Here is a 19,150-nt window from a genome sequence, read left to right as displayed (position 1 = left end):
TGTCGCCTGACACACCGCATTCGCGAGCAAGCCCGCTCCCACATTGGGACCCTGTTCCTTCAGTTAGCTACTCAAGAACCCTTGTTGCCTTTTTCATGCGCCGGGTCGTAGACCTTGGTCAGGTCACCCCCCAGGCGGAAAGTCTTGAACGGCTGCATCCCGTGCTTGCGCTCCACCACATCCGGCGCGCAGGTGTAGAGGGTGCAGAAGGGTTCGAGCCAGGCGAATTTCATGTCCTGCTTCAAATCCTTCATGTCCTGTTCCTTGCCGTTCTTCTGCTCGAAGATGTCCGGGTCTTTCACCCCGGCCAGCACCTTGTCACCCAGGCGTTTGAGCGCGCTGTTGTTTTCCAGGCGCAAATCAACACCATTGACCAGGGCAAAACTGGCGATCATCGACAGCGGCGGCAGGGCGTAGTTGTGGTACGACAAGGCCCGTTGCTGGCGCTTCAATTCATTCGGCAAGAAGCCCTGGTCGTCGACCTGGTTCACGCCGACCTTGTATTCCTTCACTGCCCAGTCAAACAGGTCGCGGCGATTGGTGGCGATGGACGTCGCCATCACCGACCAGGCGGCCCAATAGGAGTGGTTGTTGGTTTTTTCCAGCGGCAGGTTGTCCCAGTCGCTCACCACTTGGTCAGCCAGCTTGTTGAACCACGCCTCGATCAACTGCGATTCCTGCTGGTGGTTGGCCAGCGGGTGCGAGTCGGAAAACTTCAAGCGCACATAGGCCGAAGCCATGCTGCCCAACGCCCATTTGCGCATGGACTTGCCGGTGTGGTTGAAGTCCTTGGACATCAGCGCATCGGCCTTGGCCCAACTGGTGAGCCAATTCAGCGTGCACTCCAGCTGCTCCGGACGACCGTCGCGCATGAACTGCATTACGCGCTTGCTGGTGTCTTTTTCCAGCTTGGTGATATCGGCGGTGCTGTCGCGAAAGGCTTTTTCGGACTGGGTATTGAGCGTGGCGCGAGCCTTGTCCGAACCCTCGTACTTGCTGCGAAATTGCAGCGAGCCGGTGTACGGCGCCGGCATGGCGTCGCAGTCATTTTTGAAGTCGCCGGTCTTGAACGCTTCGATCGGGGCAAAGTAGCCCTGGGGCGGACGCAGTGGTGCGGCGGCGTTGACTGAGCCGGCGAAGATCGCCAGGCCCAGCAACGTGGGGATCAATAACTTCTGCATAGGTAACCTCATTGCCCGAGTTGGGCGGTTTTTTGGCCGCCGCTTGGGAATACGTTGCGTGTGCAAATTTTCGCTTCAACCTTCTGCGCGGCCTGGCCCGCCTCGGGGCCCTGGACTTCCACGGCCAGCAAGTTTTGTGAGGCCCAGTCTTCATCGGTGCGCAGTTCGAAGGCGAAACGCCCGTCTGTATCGGATGTTTCGGGTTTTTCGATCTTGAGGTCCTCGTGGCGCCCGTTCATGTACCAGAGGGTGGCTTGCAGGGTTTTCACCGACGGGTCGGCGAAGCGGATATCAACCTGGTGATTGGCATTACGCAGGTCTTTGTTCGAACTGTTCACCAGCAATTCGTTCTTGCCGGGTTTCAAAGAAGTGCTGGCGGTCATCTGCGCGGTCTTGCCTTCGCAGCCGTTGTCGAGCAGCGACATCATCTGGCGGTAGATGGTCTCCTGGTCCAGGCGGTACAGCGGCGAGAATTCCCAGATCAAAATCTTCGGCGGAGTCTTCTGGAATTCGTCGCTGCCCAGGTACTGGATCATCGAGCCTTCCAAGCCACCGCCTGGGAAGGCGACGTTGAGAATGTCCGCACCGATTTCCTGTTCCAGGAAACCCGCAAAGTTGTAGTTCTTGCCACTGTGGCTGGTGCCCACCAGGGTGATCTGCGGGTTGCCCGAATCGCCGAACAGGTCGCCGTCGCCCGCTTCGCCCTTCGGTTCGGTGGTGAACTGGTCCATGTACTGGACCGCGTAGCTGGTGCCGCAAAGCTGCCCGGCCATGTTGTGCAGGGTGCCGGTCTTGCCCATGCGCCCGGAGCGTGTGGTTTCGAATTCACGCTGCGGGATGCCGGCGAACTCCGGCATGGCACGCACTTTTTCGCCGACGATTTTCGCGGTGCGCTGGGCGCCGTAGGGGGTCCAGTGCTGGTCACCGCGGAAGTAGAAATCGTGGGCCGGCAATTCATCTGGAAGCTGTTCGTTGGTCAATGGCGACAGGTCTGGCACCACGTAGCCCATCTTGGCGAAACGGCCGAGCATGGTCTTGTAATTGGCCAGGGCCTTGTCGAAATCGAACTTGGCTTTTTCCTCAGGATTGAGTTTGTTGCGGTTCACCAAGCCACGAGTCGGTTGATAGACCACCACCAACTCAACGCCCTTGGCCTTGAACGCATCGTGCAGTTGCTGCATGCGTTTGTAGCCGGCGGGGCTGGTGTCGAACTCGGTGCGCAGGTCTTCCTGGGTACGGAACAACCAATCGCCCTGGGCTTGTACCAGGGTGGTGAAGTTCTGCTGGTAGCGCGTGGTGTAGTTCTTCGCATCGTGGGCGGCGGGGCACAGGCTGCAGCACGGTTCGGCGGTGAAGGTCGGCGCTTTCACTTCATCGGCGCGCACGCCTTGGCTGGCCGCGAGCAGGCCGAGGGTCAGACCCGAGAGGCTCAGCAGTTTGATCATGTGTGGGTGCATAAGGGTCATCCTCAGTCCTGCATTTCGGTCTGGCGTTCGACAGGGTCGATCAGCACGGCTTTCTGCTGGCGCACCAGCAGGTCGAGAATCTCTTCCTGGCGATCACCCAGCACACCGTTGAAGCTGATGCCGCTGGATTTGGTCGGCGCCAGCATCGACACGCGGTACAACTCCACGCTCAATGGCGAGTCGATGGACAGCGGCCCGCTGCCGTTACCCGCCAGTTCACCGCCGACCACGATCAGCGACACCTGGGCGTCGAACGGGTCGAGGGCGATGTCACGGTCGGTGTCGGTCAAATCCTTGATGTGGCCGTAGAGGCCGGTCAGGCCGTTGGCCATCGAGGTGTTCTCATACAGCTTGATGTTCACGCTGTTACGCACGCGGATGCCGTGGCGGCGATTGGCGATTACTTTGTTGCCCCACAGCAGATTGTCGCCGCTCTCATAGAGCGTGATGCCGTCGGTGTGGTTGCGGTAGATCTCGTTGTCGGCGATCAGGTTGTTCACGCTGTTACGGTCGATCACCAGGCCCGAGAGCTTGTTGTCGTAGCTGCGGTTGTTGAAGATGAAGCTGTCGTTCACTTCCCGGGAAATGATGATGCCGTGCTTCTTCTTGGTGCCGTACACGGTGTTGTCCGCGATGATCAAACCGTGGGAACGGTCATGGGGGTCAATGCCGTAGACGATGTTGTCTTTGTAGGTATTGCCCTTGAGTACAAAGCCCGTGGTCTCGTAGCAATAGAAGCCGTACCACATGTCCGAGAACTCGGAGTCGATGATCCAACCGGTCGGTTCCGCGCGCTTGAGCACCTTGGCCATGTTCGGCGTGTACTGGGAAATACTCACCCCGTACGACTTACTGTTGGCGTAGCCGAAACTGGCCATCTTGCTGTTGGCGACGTAGGTCTCGGTACCGCCCCAAGCCAGCAGGAACGGGCGGAATTCCTTGGGCGACTTGAACAGCGCCGGGCCGTTGGCCTTTTCGCTCCAGCCGGTGATCTTGGTGTCGCGCACAAACAGCTGGCCGTCGTTGATCAGGAACGAACCGGCTTCCTGGGACAGGCGTAACTCCTGGGTCTTCTTGTCGATTTCCAGGATGCCTTTGCGCCCCACCACAATCGGCAGTTTGGCGAGGAACACACCGGGCGACGTTTCGCTGAAGTACTGCTTGGGCACCTTGCCCAGCAGGTCCTTGAGGTTCATGTAGCCGTCGTCGACAAAGATCGCCTGGGGAATGCCATGCTGGCGCACCACCCATTCGGCCATCTTGTTGTCACCGCCGATAAAGTCCTTGAGGGCGTCTTCCTGCATCATGCGACGGATGCTGATTTTGCCGGGCTTGGACTTGACGATTTTCTTTTCCATCGCCGTGACGGTGTAGCCTGACAGGTCTGGCAGGGCCGGCTTGGCCATTTCCAGCGGCGCGGTGGGCGGGCTGGAAATGGTGTAGGTCTTGGCCTGTTGCAGCTCTTTGGCGATGGTCGGCGCCTTCACCGCCGCACCGTCGGCAAAGGCCGAAGTGCTGGCGAGCAGCATGGCTGCGACCAGCAGGCTGACCGAGCCTTTGAGGGCTTGAGGGTTCATCGCGCAGGCTCCCATCAGAATTTCCAGATCACGTCGACAAACGCGCGATGCATGTACGAGTCAACCTGGCTGCCATAGGCGTCGCCCGGTTTGAACACACCGGCACGCAAACGCACCAAGGCCGACGGTTCGTCGATCGACTGGCTGAGCGCCGCCGGCAGCAAGCCTTTCTTGAAGTACTTGGTGACCACCAGGTCCATCTCTTGACCCAGGTCTTTCTTGCCATCTTCAAGTGGCAGGGACGTGCTGGACACAATCGCGCCGGTCACGTCATCGGTGTTGTTCTGCACGGCATCAATGCCGTTGCTGCCCACCGGCTTGTTGCCGTCGACGCGCCAGAACTTGTGGTACACCAGGCTGGCGTCGTAGTCCTCGCGCAGCTGCCAGGAACCAAACAGGCTCATGGACTGCATGTTGTTCATCTCGCCGCGAAACGCTTCGCCGAAGCGGTGTACGCGGGACTGGGTGCCGGTCCAGTTCGAGCGGTTGCTTTGCAAACCGTTCTGCTCGTACTCGGCGCTGGCGCGCGAGTAGGCCGCGCCCACTTGCCACTGCGGGTCCAGACGCAGGCGGATACCCAGGTCGGTGGCCCAGCCGCTTACGTCATCGCTGCGCTTGGCTTGGGCCGGGCGGCTGCCGTCGGCGGTCAAGGCGTTGACCTTGTCGCGATCACCGCGCATGCCGGTGATGCTTGCCCAGTAGTTGACGGTGTTGGTGTTGCGCCAGTTGTAGGCGTCGCTGTTGGCTTCGATGCCGAGCCAGGACAGGTCGCCGTTCTCGCGTTTGTCCAATGAGTCGGTCGGTACACCCGGCTCCGGATAGTCGAGCTTGCCGTTGTCATGGGTGTGGTGGCCGCGCAGGCCGATCCACTGGCCGGGCGTCCACTGGTAGGCGGCGTCGGCGTAGAGGTGCTGGCGGTCCTTGTCGACCGGGGCCAGTTCCTTGAGGTCGGTGCGGTATTCGCTGAAACGTTCGGCGACGCCCACGTTGGCTTTGAGCAAGGTGGTGTCGAAGGTCCAGTTCAGCGCTTCGATGTTGGTGTCGCGCCACTGACCGTCGTCATTGCGCAGGCGTTGGCGACCCAGCTTGAGGATCTCGCCGGGGTAGGGCGTGAAGCCGCTGTAGCCGACCCAGAACTCGCGCATGGCCAAATAGTTTTTCTTGGCCTTGCGGTCGCTGTTGCTGGTTTGCTGGTTTTCGTCATCTGCCGACTGTTGCAGGGGGTCGGTCTCGATGATGTCGCTCGATACCACGGCCTGGCCCATGGCGTAGGCGCTCCACGCGCCGCTTTCACCGTAGATCCATGGGCGCAGGTCGAGGCCGATACCGTTGACGTCGCCGCCTTTCTGGGTGCCGAGGTCGCGGTCATCTTCGGACTGGGCGGTGGCTTTCACTTCCAGGCCGAAGTTCTTGGCTTCGGTCAGCGCGGCCAGGGTCGGGCACGACCACAGCAGGGCGAAGGTCAGGCCAATGCCGGCCTTGACGAATGGATTGAGCTTCATAGGGATTCCTCGCCGTCTTCTTCATCCAGGGCGTGCAGTTGCAACGTGCTCTGGGCCAGGGTGCCGCGGGTCGCCAGCTCTTGTTGCACCAGGCGTTGGCCTTGGGTGCGTTGCTCCGGTGTCAGCGGGGCTTCAAGTTGAGTGGCCAAGTCGTTGGCCTCTGGCGTGTCCTGGGCTTTAGCCAACTGGCTGAAGACATAGGCGTTCAATGGGTCGGGCTTGGTGCCCTTGCCTTGGGAAAACAACTGGGCGATAGCAAAGTCGGCGCTGTTCTGGCCGTTGCGCGCAGCGGTCAGCAAGTGGTCCAGGGCTTTTTGCGGATAGACCTTGCCCAGGTAGCCACGGCGGTAGATCTGGCCGAGGTAGTAATCGGCGGCCACTTCCCTGCCCACGGCTTTTTCGAAGTGCGCTTCGGCGGCCTTGGCGTCCGCCGGTACCCACTTGCCTTCGTAGTAGAGCTTGCCCAGCAACAGCTCGGCGCGCGGTTGATCGGCGGCGCGGCCGTTGTCCAGGTACTTCATCATCTGGTCGACGTCGCCCAGTTCCGGGAAGTCGTAGAGCAGTTGCGCCAGGCTGACCCAAGACGCTGGGTAGCCCGGGGCGATTTTTTCCAACAGGGCCTGGGCGGTTTTTTCGTCCGGTTGGCCGAGAGTGGCATCGCCCAGTACGCGAGCAACACTGTCGACACGTTGTGCGGTGACGGTGCCACGGCTGTAGCCGGCTTCCATCTGCTTGAGCAGCTCGGCTTGTTTCTCGGGTTCGGCTTTTTTCTGGTAGACCGTGGCCAACTCGACGTAGCAGATATCGGTGGTGTTCAGCGCGGCCTTGCAGATGCGTTCCACATCATCCAAATGCTGGTCGTACGTGCCTTGGGTGCGATACAGCAGCACTTGGGCCAGACCGGCTTCCGGGTAACCCGCCGCTTGCCACTGGCTGATCTGCTGCTGGGCGTTCACGTTCGGGAAGCTGTGCGGGTATTGCAGGTACAGCATCGCCAGCGGGATCAGGGTATTGCCTTCGCCATTGGCAAAGGCTTTTTTCAGCAGGCCTTCGGCTTCGTGGTGCTCGGCTTCGGTAGAGCCAGGCTTGGCCACCAGCAGACGACCGAGACGAGCCTGGGCGCGGGGTGACGTATCAGCCGCCGCCCGGTAAGTGGCTTCAGCCTGTTTGATTTGCGCCGGATCGCGAGTGCCTACCTGGATATCGGCCAGGCCCACTTGGGCCTCGCTGTAGCCCAGGTCGGCCAGTTGCTGGTAATTCTGCTGGGCGGTGACGGTGTCGCCACGTTTCAGCGCTTCGTTGGCTAAACGCTGATCTGGTAAACCGGCACATCCGGCGAGACTGACCGCCAATGCCAAGGTGCACAGAGATCCCATGTGGGAGCGGGCTTGCTCGCGAAGAGGGCGTGTCAGTTGGTGCATGTGCTGGCTGACACACTGCTTTCGCGAGCAAGCCCGCTCCCACAGGGATTGCGGTGTTTTTGAGAGAGTCATCACAGGCATGTCCTCGCTTACAGACCGTTGGCCATGGCTTTGTCGATCAGCCAGTTCAGCGAGGGGCCACGGTCGCTGGTCACTTCCACCGGGCGGCCGGCGTAGGTGCTGTCCAGCGGTGCGTCAGGTTTGATCTGCACGCGGATGTCGGAGGACAGGTCGGCGCTGTTCAGGCTGGTGCTGCTGACGATGGTGCCGGTGCGGGTCTGTTCTTCGTCGGCCACCTGGAAGCTCACCGGCGTACCTGGGCGAACATCGGCGAACTGGCGATAGGTGAAGCGCGCCTCAACATTGGCCAGGCTGCCACGGGGTACCAGTTGGAAGATCACGTCGCCCTTGTTGGCGTACTGACCGTCAGCGACCATTTGCTGGGCAACCACGCAATCGCACGGCGAGGTCAGGGTGCCGGTCATTTGCTTGCCGAACAGTTCTTCAACCTTGGCCGGTTGCAACTGGTCTTCGTCCAGGTGGCCCTTGAGCACATCCAGCATGCTGGTGCTGAACGTCGCCAGTGGAGCGCCTTTGGCGGCAATCCCATCACCCTTGAGCAGGCTCTGCACGGTGCCATCGCGCGGCATGGTGACGTTCATGCCGGGCACGCTCACCAAACCGGCCTGGGCGTGGCTGACGAAGTACATGCCGTACACCGATTTGAAGACGAAACCGAACGCCGCCAAGCCGACGATGAAAATGCCGGCGCTGAACGTCACCGCACGCAGGCGACCGAAGGCGGTCATGCCGCTGCCGCTGTCCTTGACCTTGCGCGCCTTGGTGAAGTTGTCGCGTTGCAGGGTCGCCAGCACGTCGCCCATGGTCACGATGTCGCCGGACAGGTGCGAGGTGATCAGGTGGCGCAGGGTGGAAATATCTTGCTGTTCCAGGTTCTGGAACTGGCAACCGGCACGACCGGTCTGGCGGTCGTAGGAGCGGATTTGCAGCTCGACGTCCATGGCCAGGCCGAGGTTATCGATCACAAATTGCAGACGGCCTTTGTGCACTTCGCCGACGGTCAACGGCTGGGTGGAGGTGAATGCCAGGCCGCCGGCGGACAGGTCGATCACCCGGGCTTCGGTCGGTGTGCGGTCAGTGTTGAAAAAGCGCAGCTTGGCCGGGATTTTGACCCGGGCATGTTGGCGCTGGGCTTCGGATTCGTGGACAACGTTGACGTTTGCTTGGCTATTCATCAGGTGTATTCCTAAGTTAATTCAGGCTTGGCAGGTTCAGACCATCATCAGCAAAACGGCGACGAAGATGCTGCCGGCGGAGAAGGTCATGGTCCGAGACGACCAGGTGTTGAACCAACGTTGAAAGCTGGCCAAATCGCGGGTCAGTTTGGTGTCCTGGCGAGTCCAGGACTGTTGATCAAGGCGGAAGAACACGTAGATCTTCACCAGCGCGCCCATGATCTGGTTGTAATAGAGAATCACCGGGTAAGCCGGGCCGATCTTGTGGCCGGAGCACGACAGCAGCAGGGTGAGAATCAAGCGGGTAATGCCGATCCACAGCAGGTAGGCGAGGATGAACGCGCCGCCGTATTTGAAGGTGGCAATGATCGCGACCGTCAGGCCGAGCAACGACGTCCACATCGACACACGCTGGTCGAACAGCACCACGCTGGTGAACAAGCCAAGGCGACGAACGCCCAGGCCCAGGGCACGGGAGTTCTGGCGCAGGTTGTTGCCGTACCAGCGGAACATCAGCTTGCGGCTGGCCTTGATAAAGCTTTTTTCCGGCGGGTGTTCCACGGTGTTGATCGCGGCATCGGGCACGTAGAAGGTGTCGTAGCCCAGTCGCATCAGGCTGAACCAGCTGGACTTGTCGTCGCCGGTCAAAAACTTGAAGCGGCCCAGGCGCCAGTGTTGCAGCGAGTCGCTTTCCACGTCGGCGATAAAGCCCGGGTCGGTCACTACGCTGGCACGGAACACCGACATACGGCCGGTCATGGTCAGTACGCGCTTGGACAGGGCCATCGAGCACATGTTGATGTGGCGCTGGGCGAAGCGCAGTTTGTGCCACTCGCTCATGATGTAGCCGCCACGCACTTCGCAGAACTCGTTGGTGGTCAGGCCACCGACATTGCCGAACAGCTGGAACCACGGCACGGTCTTGCGCACGACGCCTTCGGCCAGCACGGTGTCGCCATCGATCACGGCAACCACGGCACGGTCATCCGGCAGGTGGCGGGAGATGGCGCGGAAACCGAAGGCCAGGCCGTCGCGTTTGCCGGTACCGGCGATGCGCACGAAGTCGAGCTTCACGTGCTCCGGAGGGTTCATGCGTTCCCACAGGCTTTTCACCAGCAGCTCATCGGACATTTCCACCAGCGAGCACACCACGGTGGTAGGGAAACCACATTCGATGGCTTCGCGAATCACCGAGCTGTAGACCTGTGCGGTGGTCAGCGCATCGATGCGGAAACTAGTGACCATCAGGAACACATGGGACGGGTCGGCGGCCTTGCCCAACTTGCGCACTTTGCGCCGCAAGTGCGGGTAGACCACGTACAGGAACAGCATGCCGCGAAAGAAATGCGTAGCACCCATCGAGTAGCGCCAGATACCCACGGCGCCAATCAGGAAAATAAAATTCTTCGACTCGGAGTCGAACGTACTCGCCGGCAGCAGCAGGGCGAGTCCCATCAGCAGGCTGAGAAAAAACAACCAGCCGGCAGATTGCAGTAGTACATGTTTTAACTTAGACATAAGCGTCATCCGAAGGTGATGAAGGCTTCAGGCGACGGGCGCTGGGGATGGAAACGCACGCCGCCTGAAACTTGCCGTTGCTGTTACCAGCAAATGCCTTCGGTACGACCGGTCGCACAGGTGGCCTTGGCCATGAAGCCCACCAGGTCGATCACTTGCTTGCCGTGCGGTGCGTTCTGCGCCAGGGCGCGGAATTTCTCGTCACGGTTGCCGAGGATGATCACGTCGGAGTTGTTGATCACCTCATCGAAGTCCGAGTTGAGCAGGGACGACACGTGGGGAATCTTGCCTTCGATGTAGTCCTTGTTCGCACCGTGCACACGGGCGTACTCGACGTTGCTGTCGTAGATGCTCAGGTCGAAGCCCTTGCCGATCAGCATTTCGGCCAGCTCTACCAGCGGGCTTTCACGCAGGTCGTCGGTGCCGGCCTTGAAGCTCAGGCCCAGCAGGGCGACTTTGCGCTTGTCGTGGCTGTTGACGATGTCGAAAGCGTTTTGTACCTGGGACTCGTTGCTGCGCATCAGCGAGTTGAGCAGCGGGGCTTCTACGTCCAGGGAACCGGCGCGGTAGGTGAGGGCACGCACGTCTTTTGGCAGGCAGGAGCCCCCGAAAGCGAAGCCTGGGCGCATGTAGTACTGGGACAGGTTGAGGGTTTTGTCCTGGCAGACCACTTCCATCACTTCGCGACCATCGACGCCGACAGCCTTGGCGATGTTGCCGATTTCGTTGGCGAAGGTGACTTTGGTGGCGTGCCACACGTTGCAGGTGTACTTGATCATTTCGGCAACGGCGATGTCCTTGCGGATGATCGGCGCGTCGAGTTCTTCGTACAGCGACTGCAGGACATCGCCGGAGGCTTTGTCGAACTCGCCGATGACGGTCATCGGTGGCAGGTCGTAGTCAGCGATAGCGGTGGATTCACGCAGGAATTCCGGGTTGACCGCGACGCCGAAGTCGACGCCGGCTTTTTTGCCGGAGCAGTCTTCGAGGATTGGGATCACCACATTGGCGACAGTGCCTGGCAGTACGGTGCTGCGCACGACGACGGTGTGGCGGGTGGCTTTGTCACGCAGGACAAAACCGATCTCGCGGCACACGGCTTCGATGTAATCGAGTTCCAGGTCGCCGTTTTTCTTGCTCGGCGTGCCGACGCAGATCATCGACAGGTCAGTATCGCGGATGGCTTCGGCGAAGTTGGTAGTGCCGCGCAGACGACCGGTTTCGATCCCCTTGCTCAACAGCTCGCCCAGGCCTGGTTCAACGATCGGCGATTTACCGGCATTGATCAGGTCGATCTTGTCCTTGGAGATGTCTACGCCGACCACTTCGTGGCCACGGGCAGACAGGCAACCGGCACAGACTGCGCCAACGTAACCTAGACCAAATATGCTGATGCGCATCGCATTTACCTCTTTAATAATCACGCCACTAAATGGCCGGAGTTCATGTTTGCAAGCGTCACTGATGCCACGAAAGTTGGGCGAATAGACGCCGACTTACCGCGTACAGGCATGTTGAATAACGAGTGACTAACTATTGCACTCAAGTTGTGCGCAACTTGGCCTTGTTATTGGGGCTTGCCCTCAAATGCAGCCGGCCTTCTGTGGAGTAGGTCCCGACGCCAGTGCCGCAAGGCGCAGATAGAGGCGTAAAGCCCTTTTTTATCAACGTCTTGGGTGTCATCACTGACACATTTGGGTAAGCGCTGCCTTGGCCTATAGGGGATAGCAATTGATCCTTATCGCCGCCCTCAACTCATATCAGTTGATAATGTGACCCGTGAGTCGAAGTTGATGGGGCAACTTCGCTACTTCCTTGGGTCGCCGTGTAAGTTATCTCCTACAGAAACAGAGAATTTCGTTACCGGTGGTATGAGCCATGGGTTTAGGCGAAGTTCCGGGCCGCTCATCCTGTTTCCAGAAATTTCTTGAAATATTAGAAAAGATGGCACTAGTACTATATTGATAGCACTTGCTATTTGGGCCTGTAGTTATGGGGAGTTGGTGCGGGGGGATAGTTTTGTGCCACCAGTGTTTGAAAAAAGTGGTGCCACTACGAAAAAAAATCGGAAATGTCGAGTGAAAGAATCGTTAGGAATGCGTCAAGATATTTTTTGACGTCAAAATAATGACAATTTTTGGGGTGAAACGCAGGCAAAAATGTGGGAGCGGGCTTGCTCGCGAATGCGGTGGGTCAGATAAGAATCTATCGACTGACACGCCGTATTCGCGAGCAAGCCCGCTCCCACATTTGGATTTCATTGCCTGAAAGAGAAGGGCTTGGCTCTATTCCGGTGCGTGATCGCGCAAAAACACCAGGTTATCCGGCTTGGACTGCTCTGCATTGAAGCGATAGCCCTGCACATCAAACGCCTTGAGCTTGGCCGGGTCGTTGATGCGTTCTTCAATCACAAAACGGCTCATCATGCCCCGCGCCTTCTTGGCGTAGAAGCTGATGATCTTGTACTGGCCGTTCTTCAAGTCCTTGAACTCGGTGTTGATGATCCGTGCGTTCAGCGCGGTGCGCTTGACCGCCGAGAAGTACTCGTTGGAGGCCAGGTTCAGCAGCACGTCGTCGCCTTGCTCGGCCAGGGCTTCGTTCAGCCATTCGCTGATCCGCGTGCCCCAGAAGGCGTACAGGTCTTTGCCGCGGGCATTGGCCAGTTTGGTGCCCATCTCCAGGCGGTACGGCATCATCAGGTCCAGGGGGCGCAGCAAGCCGTAGAGGCCCGAGAGCATGCGCAAGTGGTCCTGGGCGTAGGTGAAGTCGGCATCGCTGAAGGTTTCGGCGTTGAGGCCGGTGTACACATCGCCCTTGAACGCCAGCAGCGCCTGCTTGGCATTGGCCGGGGTGAACGCCGGAGTCCAACTGCCGAATCGGGCTGCGTTGAGGCCGCCGATCTTGTCGGATACGTGCATCAACTCGCTGATTTGCGCCGGGCTGAGCTCTCGCAGTTGCTCGATCAGCTCCTGGGAATGGTCCAGGTACTGCGGCTGGGTAAAGCGATCGGTAGCAGGCGCAGTCTCGAAATCGAGGGTCTTGGCGGGGGAAATCACCATCAGCATGAAGTCGTCTCCTTAAATCGTGGACGGGATTCTAGGGGCTTGGGCGTTTTGACTCCACCTATGATGGCGATAGGTGCCTGTGAGTGCTGGCTAAATGACCAAAGTGTCTCGTGGCATGGGCCAGCAGAGTAAGACCATCCTGGAAATGGATTAGAGGTCGAGAACCCGCTCCAGAGACACCAGCACTTGCTGGGTGAGGGTGTTCAGGCAGGTTGAGTAGACCGTGTAGGCGGCCGTCAGCACGACGGCGGCCATGGCCCATGGTGTCCACAATGGCCAGGCGCGTTTGAGCAGATAGTTACGCGGCACGACGTTGGTCAGCGGGTCGGTCAGGTGCTTGGGCGTTTCACCCCGCAGCGGGCGCAGCAGGGCGTGAAGTGGGGTGATGATCTTCTGTACTTCGTCATCGCTATTGTCGTGGGCGCCATATTTGCCTTTGAGGCAGGAGACCAGGCACTGGTACATGAACTCCAGCACATGCTGGTACCGGGCCGTGATGAGCATCGGTGGTGGTGATGTCGTCCACCGCGTTGTAGTGGTAAACGCGGTAGCTACCGTCCAAATCAGCTTGGGCGGTCAAGCGATCCAGCGCATCCCACTTGAAGCGGTAGGCCTCATCGTTCTCGTCGCGCAGTTCTTGCAAACGCCCGTAGGCGTCATAACTGAAACGCACCTTTTGCCCCAACGCATCAATACGCTGCTGGATCCGTCCGCTGGGGTGGTAGTGGTACTGGGTGCGCAGGTTAGCGGGGTCGGTGTAACAAGTAAGCTGGCCTGCCAAGTTGCGTTGGTCGCGATCAATGCGCCCGTCCGGGCGTTCGCTTTCGATCAATTGGCCGCGCAGGTCGTAACGGTACCCGGTGGTTTCGCCTCGAGCATTGGTGCTGCCGCTCAGGTAGCCGCGCTCGTCGTAACGGTAATGGTTTTCCGAGTTGGAGCAATCGCGATACAGCAGCAGTTGGCCGTAGCGGTTCCACGCCAAGGTCTTGTGTTTATCGTGGGCATCAACGATCTCCACCACCTGGCCTTGAGGGTCATAGCGGTAGCGGGTGGTGTGTCCGAGCGGGTCTTTTTCGCTGAGCAGGTTGCCGCGTTCGTCGTAGCTGAAGGTACGGGTGTGACCGCCACGGTCGGTGATGCTCAGCGGCAGTGCCCAGTGTTCGGTGTAGAGGATGTGTTCGCTGCGACCGAGTGGGTCGCGGGTTTCGATCAGGCGGCCGATGTCATCGTAGACGTAATGCCATTCGCCGCCTTGTGGGTCGGTGGTCTTGAGCAATTGCCCGGCGAGCAGGTCGCTGTGCCAGCACTGGCCCAGCGGGTCGATGTGGTGATAGACCTCGTAGAGTGCGCCCCAGTAATAGCGGTCCTCGCGGCCGAGGCTGTCCGCCACGCGGGTTTCGCCCTTGGCCAAGTCGTAATGAAAATGATAGTCCTCGCCATCACTGCCCCAGTGGCGGGTGACCCGCCACTCGTGGTCGGGCTGCGGTCCAGCAAGGGCGGCAGCGTGTACGGCGTGCCGTCGGCGCGGTGCTCGAAGCAGATTTCGCTGCGTATATCGGTCAGCTTATGTTTGGCCAGCACGCTGGTGATGATGCTGGGCACAGTCAGGCCCAGGAAGATGCACCAGTTGGAGCGCAGAGAGTGAACCAGGCAGGTTGCGTCACGGTGCGGTAGTTGGCGCGGCGAAAGCCGGGATCGACTTGCTGGGAGACGCTAGCCAAACGTTGAGAGTTATTCTCCGTGAGGGCAGTAGCCCTCTGTCAAGCAGGTCGGCCTAGAGCTGGGGGGAGTTGGCTTAGGTCATTATTCTTCCAAATTAAATCTCTGGGAGTTCAGGTCTTTGATTGCCACTTTAAGAAGCGATCTTCCAGTACGGTGCTTATTATTTTGTAGTTAACTTCTGTCTCAGTTACGCTGTCTAAATCATCATAATCAGGGAAGGTCTTTCCAAAATCAGTTAGGTAAAAATATTTCCAGCCTGGGCGGTAGTATTGTTGCGTGAATGCATTTCCTTCGAGGGTGAAATGAGAAGGAAGTAGTTGGTTGCCAAGTATTTTTCGAATTTCGTTGAGTTTTAAAGTTAATGTATTTCTGCTGGCTGTGATTTTTGAGATTTCATCGTTGCTCAATAATAAGAATCGGCTAGTTGCCCACTGTAGGTAAAAATATGGCAATATTCCGCTGCTTTCGCCCGTTTCTTTTGTTAAAGGAAAAAAGTCAAATGGTTGTGCTTCAAGATCTTTTTTGGCTTCTGTAAGAAATTGCTTTAGTGTGTCGTCCATTGTCTTATGCCTATGCGGAGTGGTAAATACTTGACCAAGGCTCATCGTTTCTTAAGTTCCAGTAAGTTATTTGATAGTCTACCTCTGCTTTAAGGGCTCCGGAAGGGTCAGTTTTTTTTATCATTTTAACTATTTTTTTGATGTGTAGATACTTCAATTCAAAACCTGGATAGTTTAGCAGGCAGAGCGCGTTATTGGGGTCTCGATGTAGGATTTGAGGGAAAATTTTAAAATAGGAGTCATAATATTTTTCGACATCAACGCTGCCGAGAACGGTTATGCATGCCTGCATTACTGAGGACTCAAAGGGGTTCAAAAAGCTTTTCATTATTGTGTCAACTATTTCGCTGTCGGCATTTGGTGGTATCTCATATACAAGCTTATGAAATTTTTCCTCGGATCTTCTATTTCTAGGCCCATTTAAAAGATCTGTCATTTCAGTGACCCATTGAGGTTTTGTTTTCATTGCTATATGTACTCCTTGCACTTGGCCCATGCGAGCATTTGAGTGATTGCTGCGTCATATTTACTACCGAATTTTGATCGTATATCTTCGATGTCCATCATCATCGCCGCTCGATATCCTGCTTTTCCTCCTTGGATGAGTTTTTCTTGTATTTTGCTGTACTGCTTTCCTGTGCTGCCCCAGCTAGCTGTAGCGTAATGATCAGTTACGTCCAGTTGTATGGATGGTTTTGCGTCGGAACTAACTACCTTTCCATTAATTTTTGAGTATGCAGAGTCTGCTGGTATATGGTGAGATTCTCTGCGCGGTCTGTAAGAGTTTCCGCCTCGTTTTATATTTCCATGCTTGCCCCCCCTATAGTTAGCACTAGGAACTCCGTTCTGCAACGCAGCGCATGGGTCAATTTTCTTTTTACCCTTTGTCTTTCCCCCAGTCTTCTTACCTGCGGCATTGACCATCGTTGAACCGTACCGAGTTGCCTTGCCAGCTGTGCCTGCATAGCCGACAAACGGGATCGCCGAGAGTAGCGATAGCCCGGCCCCCACATAGTCGCCCCGAGAGGCACTAACTCCCGCATTGGCAAGGTCCGCGATCTCCCCGAAAACCGGAATCAACCCAACGACATCCAGACCGAGCTGGACGCCATCTAGGACTTGCTTGCCGGTGATGCCTTCTTTGTCGGTTTCGGCCTCAATCGGTGGGTTGGCCTGTGTGCCTGGGACGGAAGTGGGTGCTGTCTCTCCTACTACCCGCCCGATGGTATTGCCATTCGCATTCGTCCCACCTGAACGTCGGTTTAGCTGTGGATCCGGGTAGTCAGGCATCGGAATGGGCAGTGCCTCCTGCTGAAATACTGCGTACTCGGCATAGGTCATATCCCTTTGTGCCAGAAGCGTTTGCCCTTCGTAGATCTGAACGGTCACGCCCGAGCCGTTTTCAAAGCTGGCAAAGTCTTTTCCGCCGTAGGCTACGAAGGATTTTTTGATGCTGATCTCTAATGGCTGTCCCGGTTGAGTCGGCTCTGCCATGCGTTAAGCCCCATTCATCCAAAACTTGTCGTCATGGCGCACCACCAACTTGCCTTCGGCGCGTACGGTGCTGCTTTTCTCCAGCGGGTAGCACTTGCCGCCGACCGTGTTGCTTTTGATGCCTTTGGCGGAGCCAGCTCCATCACCTTTTGTGGTCGGTACCAGGCTCATGTCGAACACCACTACCGGCTTGCCATTGGTACGTACCGATTTGGCGACACCCGTGGCAGTTTTCAGTTCGGCGGTAACGGGGTAGGGCACTGGCGGGATTGCGCTGCCCATCGGGGTCTTGCATACATCGGGGACGATGCTGACCACCTTCCATTTGCCCTGCTTGCGGGCGATGACGTTATTGGCCATGTCAGAGCATCTCCTTGGCCGCGCGCTTGATCAGTGGGGCGTTCGGATCAGTTTCGAAACGCGCCTCAAGGACGCGAATGTCCAGGTGATTGGGCAGGCTGACGCGATGGGACAAGGCCAGGGTCATGGCTTCGGTGTCGATGCGCAGGGTGTCGGTGAGCATTGGCAGTGGCAGCATGGCGCCGTTGTGCAGGCGCAGTAGGACAAACGGGCGATGGCCGGGCAGTTCGACGCACAACGAACCGTCGGGCGTCAGGCTGTGGTCGGTCAGGTTGAAAAGCTCAAGGCGAAACGCTGGCGGCGGGAACTCGATCTGTTGATCAACCGGTGCACCGTTCCAGTAGGCAAAATCAAAATCCCGTGGTAATCCCGGCCAGCGTTCACGCTGCCAGGTTTCGTCGTAGCTCCCAGCCAATGGCAAACGCGGTGCCCAGGCACGTCCCACCACGCCAAATCCCGCCGGTTGGTTTTTGTAGCCGGCTGCGACTTGCGCCATGCCATGAGCGTCAAGTTCACCTTCGGGATGCTTGGCGCGATCCAAGCGCCACACGGGTCTGTCGATGGGCTCGATCTGCGGGGCGGGAAGTTCGCGCAGCGGCTTATCCAATTGATAGCCCAGATCTTCCTGACGCTTTTCGATCCAGCCCCGGCCCAGCGGGTTGCTGTAACAAACTTCATTGAGCAGATAGGGCGGCGTATTTGCATCCACGGCGTGTTCGGGATTAACCACCACGCTGCTGCCACCGAAGGCATATTCCCAACGCAGCGGAACTGAAGTAACCGGTTTCGGATCAGCCAGTTGCCAGCCACCAAACAGGCTGTGGTGAAACTGGCGCGGGCCAATAAATTTCAGATGTTTGTCCAAGAAATACATACGTGTCGGCGCATTGGCCCGACGCTTAAAAGCTTCTTGTCGGGCGGTTTGCCAATCAGCCAGTTGATACTCGGTCAGCCGCTCGCCGGGACTTAAGGGTGTTGGCAGCGGCACGTCAGTGCTGGGCGGCGCCACTGGCACACTGATACGCAGCCCAGCCGTCCAGTGTGCATTCGGTTGCCCCTGTGGCGCATAGGTATTACCCACAACGATCACATCGCAGCGCGGCTTGAAGGGCGCCAGGTCGCTTTCTTCGCAGACGCTGCTGGTGCCTTCCTCGCTGTAGTAGCGATCAGCAGAGCACAGCGGCAGTGGGTCCTCGTCCATCACTTCGGCTTGGAACTGCCCCGGATGCCCTTCGATAGGCAGCAGCCGATAGCCGACCTTCATGACCAGCACCGGATACTCTTGACCGTCTAGCCCCAGCGCGCTGAAACACATCGCATCAAAGGGCGTCAGATTGCGAAATTCCATGACGCGCCCTCAGTTGATATCCACGTCTTTGCCGTTGATCTGCACCGCGCCGCTGGCGGTGAAATCGAAGGTGCGACCATTGATCAACACCGAGCCGTCGGACTTCATCACCAAGGTCGATTTGCCGACTTTGATGTTCAATTCATCGCCGACGGTGATGCTGAAACGCTTACCGACCATTACCGATTTATGGATGCCGACCTGTTCGCTCTGGCTCAGCCCCACCGTGGTGTTCATCGCCGCACCAACGCTGGTTTGGTAAGCCGCGCCAATGGTCAGCGCCTTGGCCAAACCGATGGTTTCGGCTTTGGCAAGCTTGATGGTTTCGGCCTTGTTACCGCCGATGGTCACGCTGCGGTTGGCACCGATGCTGATGGTTTCGTTCTGGCCGACGTCTTCGGTGCGGTGGTCGCCGATGGACACGGATTCGTTGTGCTCGACCCGCTCCTTGCGGTCATTGCCGACGAAGATGCTGTTGTTGTTTTTGATGTGAACGTTCTTGTCTTTCTCGGCATGGATAAACACCTCCTGGTGGCCCAGCTCATCCTCAAAGCGCAGCTCATTGAAGCCATCACCCTTATGAGTTCGGCTTTTGATGGTCATCCGCGTCTTGTGCTTGGGCAGCTCATACGGCGGCAGATTGGTCTGGCGGTAGGTGCGGCCCGTGGCGATAGGCTGGT

The 19,150-nt window shown here is 58.0% G+C and carries 17 protein-coding genes; all 17 read right to left on the bottom strand.

Annotated elements, in window-relative coordinates; translation table 11 throughout:
• Positions 1-71: 71 nt before the first annotated feature.
• The gene (locus HF257_RS24705) at positions 72-1,181 is read right to left on the bottom strand and encodes a mannuronate-specific alginate lyase (RefSeq protein WP_185708434.1); all 1,110 of its coding nucleotides are present in this window, start codon (positions 1,179-1,181) and stop codon (positions 72-74) included.
• Positions 1,182-1,189: 8 nt separating this feature from the next.
• Positions 1,190-2,638 carry an alginate O-acetyltransferase gene (locus tag HF257_RS24700; RefSeq protein WP_185708456.1) on the bottom strand — a complete coding sequence of 483 codons (1,449 nt, stop codon included), beginning with the start codon at positions 2,636-2,638 and terminating at the stop codon, positions 1,190-1,192.
• Positions 2,639-2,649: 11 nt separating this feature from the next.
• Entirely contained in the window at positions 2,650-4,239 is a 1,590-nt protein-coding gene (gene algG, locus HF257_RS24695) for a mannuronan 5-epimerase AlgG (RefSeq protein WP_185708435.1), read from the bottom strand.
• On the bottom strand, positions 4,239-5,726 hold the full coding sequence (locus HF257_RS24690; protein WP_185708436.1) for an alginate export family protein: 1,488 nt from the start codon (positions 5,724-5,726) through the stop codon (positions 4,239-4,241). The genes algG and HF257_RS24690 overlap by 1 nt, the downstream gene beginning before the upstream one ends.
• Entirely contained in the window at positions 5,723-7,147 is a 1,425-nt protein-coding gene (algK, locus tag HF257_RS24685; RefSeq protein WP_408635734.1) for an alginate biosynthesis TPR repeat lipoprotein AlgK, read from the bottom strand. The genes HF257_RS24690 and algK overlap by 4 nt, the downstream gene beginning before the upstream one ends.
• An 89-nt stretch (positions 7,148-7,236) precedes the next feature.
• Positions 7,237-8,403, bottom strand: coding sequence for an alginate biosynthesis protein Alg44 (locus tag HF257_RS24680; RefSeq protein WP_185708438.1), 1,167 nt, complete (start codon positions 8,401-8,403; stop codon positions 7,237-7,239).
• Positions 8,404-8,439: 36 nt separating this feature from the next.
• The gene (gene alg8, locus HF257_RS24675; protein WP_164445076.1) at positions 8,440-9,921 is read right to left on the bottom strand and encodes a mannuronan synthase; all 1,482 of its coding nucleotides are present in this window, start codon (positions 9,919-9,921) and stop codon (positions 8,440-8,442) included.
• Between the two features lie 83 nt (positions 9,922-10,004).
• Positions 10,005-11,321: a nucleotide sugar dehydrogenase gene (locus HF257_RS24670; protein WP_185708439.1), complete on the bottom strand. Its 1,317-nt coding sequence runs from the start codon at positions 11,319-11,321 to the stop codon at positions 10,005-10,007.
• Positions 11,322-12,206: 885 nt separating this feature from the next.
• Positions 12,207-12,986, bottom strand: coding sequence for a peroxide stress protein YaaA (gene yaaA / locus HF257_RS24665; protein ID WP_185708440.1), 780 nt, complete (start codon positions 12,984-12,986; stop codon positions 12,207-12,209).
• A 150-nt stretch (positions 12,987-13,136) separates the two neighbouring features.
• Complete coding sequence (locus tag HF257_RS24660) at positions 13,137-13,451, bottom strand: DotU family type IV/VI secretion system protein (protein ID WP_233100298.1); 315 nt, start codon at positions 13,449-13,451, stop codon at positions 13,137-13,139.
• Entirely contained in the window at positions 13,396-14,376 is a 981-nt protein-coding gene (locus tag HF257_RS24655; RefSeq protein WP_332872298.1) for a hypothetical protein, read from the bottom strand. The genes HF257_RS24660 and HF257_RS24655 overlap by 56 nt, the downstream gene beginning before the upstream one ends.
• A 442-nt stretch (positions 14,377-14,818) precedes the next feature.
• Positions 14,819-15,313, bottom strand: coding sequence for a hypothetical protein (locus HF257_RS24650; protein WP_185708441.1), 495 nt, complete (start codon positions 15,311-15,313; stop codon positions 14,819-14,821).
• Complete coding sequence (locus tag HF257_RS24645; RefSeq protein ID WP_185708442.1) at positions 15,279-15,734, bottom strand: hypothetical protein; 456 nt, start codon at positions 15,732-15,734, stop codon at positions 15,279-15,281. The genes HF257_RS24650 and HF257_RS24645 overlap by 35 nt, the downstream gene beginning before the upstream one ends.
• A 2-nt stretch (positions 15,735-15,736) precedes the next feature.
• Positions 15,737-16,762 (bottom strand): hypothetical protein, encoded by a 1,026-nt coding sequence (locus tag HF257_RS24640; protein ID WP_185708457.1) that lies wholly within the window; start codon positions 16,760-16,762, stop codon positions 15,737-15,739.
• A gap of 3 nt (positions 16,763-16,765) precedes the next feature.
• Positions 16,766-17,122, bottom strand: coding sequence for a DUF4150 domain-containing protein (locus tag HF257_RS24635; RefSeq protein ID WP_185708443.1), 357 nt, complete (start codon positions 17,120-17,122; stop codon positions 16,766-16,768).
• A gap of 1 nt (position 17,123) precedes the next feature.
• Entirely contained in the window at positions 17,124-18,470 is a 1,347-nt protein-coding gene (locus HF257_RS24630; protein WP_185708444.1) for a DUF2169 family type VI secretion system accessory protein, read from the bottom strand.
• 9 nt (positions 18,471-18,479) lie between these two features.
• On the bottom strand, positions 18,480-19,150 hold a 671-nt coding region (locus tag HF257_RS24625; RefSeq protein ID WP_408635728.1), incomplete at its 5' end, for a bacteriophage T4 gp5 trimerisation domain-containing protein.

The organism is Pseudomonas cremoris (genome assembly GCF_014230465.1).
Note: the sequence above shows the minus strand (reverse complement) of the source record. Positions and strands in the feature narration are given on the sequence as shown.

What these genes read in the sequence shown, in the direction of transcription:
- HF257_RS24690 (WP_185708436.1), bottom strand. Translation starts at nt 5,726, where the DNA reads ATGAAGCTCAATCCATTCGTCAAGGCCGGCATTGGCCTGACCTTCGCC.
- HF257_RS24680 (WP_185708438.1), bottom strand. Translation starts at nt 8,403, where the DNA reads ATGAATAGCCAAGCAAACGTCAACGTTGTCCACGAATCCGAAGCCCAG.
- HF257_RS24635 (WP_185708443.1), bottom strand. Translation starts at nt 17,122, where the DNA reads ATGGCCAATAACGTCATCGCCCGCAAGCAGGGCAAATGGAAGGTGGTC.
- HF257_RS24645 (WP_185708442.1), bottom strand. Translation starts at nt 15,734, where the DNA reads ATGAAAACAAAACCTCAATGGGTCACTGAAATGACAGATCTTTTAAAT.
- HF257_RS24670 (WP_185708439.1), bottom strand. Translation starts at nt 11,321, where the DNA reads ATGCGCATCAGCATATTTGGTCTAGGTTACGTTGGCGCAGTCTGTGCC.
- alg8 (WP_164445076.1), bottom strand. Translation starts at nt 9,921, where the DNA reads ATGTCTAAGTTAAAACATGTACTACTGCAATCTGCCGGCTGGTTGTTT.
- HF257_RS24640 (WP_185708457.1), bottom strand. Translation starts at nt 16,762, where the DNA reads ATGGCAGAGCCGACTCAACCGGGACAGCCATTAGAGATCAGCATCAAA.
- HF257_RS24700 (WP_185708456.1), bottom strand. Translation starts at nt 2,638, where the DNA reads ATGCACCCACACATGATCAAACTGCTGAGCCTCTCGGGTCTGACCCTC.
- HF257_RS24660 (WP_233100298.1), bottom strand. Translation starts at nt 13,451, where the DNA reads ATGTACCAGTGCCTGGTCTCCTGCCTCAAAGGCAAATATGGCGCCCAC.
- yaaA (WP_185708440.1), bottom strand. Translation starts at nt 12,986, where the DNA reads ATGCTGATGGTGATTTCCCCCGCCAAGACCCTCGATTTCGAGACTGCG.
- HF257_RS24650 (WP_185708441.1), bottom strand. Translation starts at nt 15,313, where the DNA reads ATGAGCCTTGGTCAAGTATTTACCACTCCGCATAGGCATAAGACAATG.
- algK (WP_408635734.1), bottom strand. Translation starts at nt 7,147, where the DNA reads ATGCACCAACTGACACGCCCTCTTCGCGAGCAAGCCCGCTCCCACATG.
- HF257_RS24705 (WP_185708434.1), bottom strand. Translation starts at nt 1,181, where the DNA reads ATGCAGAAGTTATTGATCCCCACGTTGCTGGGCCTGGCGATCTTCGCC.
- HF257_RS24630 (WP_185708444.1), bottom strand. Translation starts at nt 18,470, where the DNA reads ATGGAATTTCGCAATCTGACGCCCTTTGATGCGATGTGTTTCAGCGCG.
- algG (WP_185708435.1), bottom strand. Translation starts at nt 4,239, where the DNA reads ATGGGAGCCTGCGCGATGAACCCTCAAGCCCTCAAAGGCTCGGTCAGC.